Raw genomic sequence first — 1,834 nt, 5'->3', positions numbered from 1 at the left:
CCCCGTTTCGCCCTACAGATCGGTCGGCCTCGCTCCGCCTCGCGGACGCCTCTCCTCACACTGGGTCCGCCGACGGCAGCTGCGACTCCGCGACCGCGAACGCGAGCGTGCTCAACACGCCGATGAGCGTCCCCGCCGCGAGCGCCATCGCCAGCTCCGAGAGTCCGAGCGCCGTCACGCCCGGCGCGTCCGGGAGGAAGAACCCGGAGACCGCGAACAGTACGACGGCGATGGACACCACGTAGAAGGGCGCGTTCAGGTAGCGCCACCGAAACCGCCCGGCGAGGTACTCGTCGGTTATCTGACCGAGACTGGAGGTGACGCCGGCGACGCTGAGCCACTGGACGAACCCGTGGACGAACGCGGCGAGGGCGGTGCCGCCGGCGAGCGACCCGCCCTGAACGCCGCGGACGGCGTCGACCGTGTCGATCCCCTGAACCCCGCCGACGACGATCAGCGCGAGCGCGACGACGTACGTGACGAGGGTCACGCGGCCCGTGTAGAGGACGTTGCGGACGCTCTCGGCCGCGCCGTCGACGGTCTCTTCGAGTCCCAGCCCGCGGAACAGCGAGTAGAGACCGACCGCGCCGGATAAGATTCCGAGCACCGCCGCGCCGGCGACGTCGAAGAGGTTCGCGACGACGACGAGCGGGTAGATCAGTAGGAGGACGCCCAGCGGGATGAGGATCGTTCCGCGGGTCTCCGGGTCGGCCAGCACCTGCTTGATCGTGTAGTAGAGCGATTCGAGGTCTTGCGCCTGCCGGACGACGACGCGTCGCATCCCGTCGATCGGCATCCGCGAGCGGATCACGGGGAGGACGGACTCGTCTTGGGCCCCGTCGGTGATCACGACCGCCGAGACCTCCTCACCGGTCGACAGCTCGGCGAGGACGCGGTCGACCTCTTGGCCTACGGCGCGGTTCGCCTTCACGTCGGGACCGTCGACGCCGGTGACGGCCGCGACCTCGACGACCTCGCCCTCGGCGGCCAGCTCGTCGTGGACGTTCACGCCCTGAAAGAGCACGTTGACGTCGGAGTCCTCGGGGTCGGCGGTCGCGAGCGCGACCGCGGCCTCGGTGACGTCCTCGTCGCCGATGACGGGGGTGGGGATCCCCGTCTTCCGGCCGAGGTCGTCGTCGAGGTCGACACAGAGGACGAGCAGCATCATCCCGGGCTACGCGAGGGGTCGGGATATGTTTTCGGCTCGCGACGGCGCGCCCCTCGCGGGCGCGACCCGGTCGAGCCGAGAGTCGGGGGCGGCGGCGACCCGTCAGTCCGACTCGTGTTCGATCCCGTTCATCATGAGCCGGACGTTCTCGCCGTCGCTGAACGCGGCCGGATACGCCGCGAGCGGGAGGACGAAGTCGTCGTCGACCGAGACGGGCTCGCCGATGTGAAGCTCCAGTTCGGTGCTCGCGCCGGTGCCTTCGATCTCGCCTTGCGCCGTGTACACGACCACGTCGGCGTCGCTTTCGAGGACGGTCGTCGTGTACTCCGACCCGCGCTCTAAGTCGCCGACGTTCTCGAAGCGGTTCAGGATGATCTCGGCCCGCTCACGCGTGCTGAACTCGGCGACGGGGTTGAGCGCCTGCCCGAGTACCTCGATCCGCGGCGTCGTCACCGCCGCGAAGACGGCGGCCTGATAGCGCTCGCCGAACAGCTCGACCGCCTTGTCGTACTCGGCGACGGTGTTCGTCACGCGGACCTCCCGGGTCTGTCCGGCGGCCTCGACCTCCCGAGAGAGGGTCTCCTCGCTCACGTCGTTCAGCTCGTAGCCGGTGTCGGAGAGGGTCCCGTCGGCGACCGTCGCCGTGCCGGCGGTGAACTCGGCCGG

General features: G+C 69.8%; 2 protein-coding genes. Both read right to left on the bottom strand.

Translation table 11 applies throughout. The annotated features are described in order from the left end of the window. Positions 1 to 55 precede the first annotated feature (55 nt). Entirely contained in the window at positions 56 to 1,165 is a 1,110-nt protein-coding gene (locus BN903_RS14920) for a DUF373 family protein (RefSeq protein ID WP_048078481.1), read from the bottom strand. A 105-nt stretch (positions 1,166 to 1,270) separates the two neighbouring features. Continuing rightward, a partial coding sequence (locus tag BN903_RS14915; protein WP_048078479.1) for a DUF6517 family protein occupies positions 1,271 to 1,834 on the bottom strand: 564 nt, incomplete at its 5' end.

This window comes from Halorubrum sp. AJ67, from assembly GCF_000513435.1.
Note: the sequence above shows the minus strand (reverse complement) of the source record. Positions and strands in the feature narration are given on the sequence as shown.

What these genes read in the sequence shown, in the direction of transcription:
- BN903_RS14920 (WP_048078481.1), bottom strand. Translation starts at nt 1,165, where the DNA reads ATGCTGCTCGTCCTCTGTGTCGACCTCGACGACGACCTCGGCCGGAAG.